Source organism: Skermanella sp., assembly GCF_059503625.1.
On the sequence record NZ_JCACHA010000495.1, the window covers coordinates 1 to 2170 of the forward strand.

A 2170-nucleotide genomic window follows, 5' to 3' on the forward strand; every position below is an offset into this window, starting at 1 on the left:
GGCGCAACTGCTCGACCCGCTGTCCTGCCGCACTGGATGCCTGAGCGGCGGCTGCCTGCGCCGGGTCCGCTCCGGCCAAAGTCGCGGGCGTGCCGGCAAGCTGCGTCTTGAGCTGGTCACGCTGCCAGGTGCCGGCCTGAAGCTGGTTCTCGAGCTGGCGGAGGTCGAATTCAGCCGTTTGGAGCCGGCCGTTGACGATGTCCTTGTAGCGCAGCTCCTCGGCATTGGCCCGGCGGAACTCCGCCACCTGGGCTTCCGAGTCGCGCAGCCGCTTCTCGTAGTCGGCGATCTGGGTATCGACGAACCGCCGCGTCCGCTCGATATCGCGCCGGCTGTCGCCGACGTTCTGCTCGACGAAGATCTGGAGCAGCGACTGGACGACGGAATGGGCCAGTTTCGGATCGGAATCCTCGAACTGGATATTGAAGATCTGGCGGCCCTCTCCGGCGAACCGGATACGCTGTTCCAGCCCGGACAGAAGCGACTCGCGCGCACCCTCGCTGTCGACCGTCAGGTCCAGGTCGGTCAGCCGGATCAGCTGCTCCATGTTGGGGCGGGAAATCAAGGTGCGCCGCATGATCTCGATCTGCTGCTCGATATCGGGGCGGACCGTCATGCCCTTCATCAGCGGGTTCAGCAGGCTCTGGGTATCGACATAGACGCGCGCGCTGGAAGCATAGACGTCGGGCATCCGCGCCACGACGAACCATCCGGCCAGACTGACCAGCCAGACGATGCCGACCACCCACCATCGCCGCGCCCACAGCTCGGTCGCGTAGTGGCGGATCAGCTCTTTCATGTTCAGCGTCAGATCGTTCATGCCGTTCGTCCGGGTTGAGGCATCGGGTGTCCTACGGCCTTAGAACCAGCTCTGGGGAATGATGACCACGTCGCCCGGCAGCACCGGGACGTTGGCCCGGATGTCGCCGTCGCGCAGCAGATCGTCGAGGCGGACGTTGAAGGTCGTCTGATTGCCGGTTTGACCACGGGCCAGCACCGCACGGTTGCCCGACGCGAACTCCGTCAGGCCGCCGACCTCGATCATGACGTCCAGCATGGTCATGTTGGCGCGGTACGGGATGGCGCGGGGCTGAAGCGCTTCCCCGACGACGCGGACCTGCTGGTCGAAGGGACCGGCGAAGCCGCTGACGATCACCGTCACCAGCGGGTCCTGGACATAGACCTTCAGCTTTTCCTCGATATCGCGGGCAAGCTGGGTCGGCGTCCGTCCCGTCGCCTCCAGGTCCTCGATCAGCGGCGTGGAGATGCGGCCGTCGGGGCGGACGGGCACAGTCACCGTGAATTCCGGGCTCTGCCAGACGAAGATCTGGATCGTGTCCAGCGGACCGATCTTATAGTCCGGCGTGACGGGCAACTGGACCTGGACGTCGGAGGGCGCCGGCGGATCGCGGTCGGCGCAGGCGGCAAGGCCGAGCGCCAGGGTTGCCGCCAGCGCCAGCTTTCCCAAATTCCCCAAGATCGTTGAACGGCACCGCATCGGCCCACCGCGCGAACGGCGTGAGATCATGTCTCCACCCCACTAACCCCTTTACATATTGGTGGCTTTTTAAGCGAATTGCCGATTTGCCGCCCAAGAATCGATAGAAAAACAATCATCTATGTCCTTGGTTTTCAACCGTCTGGACGGGCAACCACTAAAGGGCTACCGGGGCGCGGACGGAATGAAGCGCAGGTCTTCAGGGTCGGGCTACACCCTTTACCGCCTTTCACTGTCGGGTACGGTTTGGCTATCAGGGGGCGATGACCAAACAGCCGGGAGATTTCCGCGATGAAAACCTTGGCCGATCAGGTCAAGCTGGCGATCCTGTCTTGGCCGTTCCTGCGCTATCACTGCCGCTTCGACATCCGGACCGCCGGTGACGCCGTCATGGGCGATGCCCTCAAGGTCCCGGTCATGGAAGGCCACGGCTTCGCCAACCTGACCGAGCACGAACCGATCGTCGACCAGATGATCGGGCATCTGCTGCGGCTGCGCCAGGGATGGTTCGTCGATGTCGGCGCCAATTTCGGCCAGACTCTTCTGAAAGTCGCCCGCCACGACCGGCGCCGCCCCTATCTCGGGTTCGAGGTCCAGCCCTTCTGCCTCCACTATTTAGACCAGCTCATCTCGATCAACGGCCTGGATACCTTCCGCATCCTGCCCATCGGG

At 63.8% G+C, this 2170-nt stretch carries 3 protein-coding genes; 1 reads left to right on the forward strand and 2 read right to left on the reverse strand.

The features are described 5' to 3' along the window. Both AC5JJ6_RS10745 and AC5JJ6_RS10750 read right to left on the reverse strand, forming a co-directional pair. Positions 1-820 (reverse strand): Wzz/FepE/Etk N-terminal domain-containing protein (locus AC5JJ6_RS10745; RefSeq protein WP_496042027.1); only part of this gene is annotated, 820 nt, incomplete at its 3' end. Positions 821-859: 39 nt separating this feature from the next. After that, the gene (locus tag AC5JJ6_RS10750) at positions 860-1477 is read right to left on the reverse strand and encodes an XrtA/PEP-CTERM system exopolysaccharide export protein (RefSeq protein ID WP_496042028.1); all 618 of its coding nucleotides are present in this window, start codon (positions 1475-1477) and stop codon (positions 860-862) included. A 312-nt stretch (positions 1478-1789) separates the two neighbouring features. Between AC5JJ6_RS10750 and AC5JJ6_RS10755 the strand changes: the two genes are divergently transcribed. Next, positions 1790-2170, forward strand: a 381-nt coding sequence (locus AC5JJ6_RS10755) for a class I SAM-dependent methyltransferase (RefSeq protein WP_496042029.1), incomplete at its 3' end; no start/stop codon positions are given.